The sequence below is a fragment of the Janibacter sp. CoH_79_TC_3 genome (genome assembly GCF_058197955.1).
Genome location: NZ_JBXWIV010000131.1, coordinates 1 through 256, shown reverse-complemented (window position 1 = coordinate 256; position 256 = coordinate 1). Strand labels below are relative to the sequence as shown.

At 40.6% G+C, this 256-nt stretch carries 1 pseudogene; it reads right to left on the bottom strand.

Annotated elements, in window-relative coordinates:
- A pseudogene (locus AC2FA3_RS15355) lies at window positions 1-256 on the bottom strand (MFS transporter); the annotation flags it as partial.

The following is a 256-nucleotide window of genomic DNA, read 5'->3' as shown; positions in this document are numbered from 1 at the left end:
GATCAAGCCAATTAAAAGACCTTCTGCGATAAAGCCGCCACGCCAGCCGAATTTAGTAATGATATCTGCGATAATCGGGTTAAAAATGGTTCCACCGAATGCGGATAGGCCCAGAGAAATACCCATTACTGTGCCGAGTTTTTGGTTAAACCAATTACTTAAAAGAACGGGAATTGATAAAGTAGTTGCAATTGGCTGACAAATACCAATGATGATCCAAGCAATGTTAAAATGCGTTAAGCTGTTAGCTGGATAG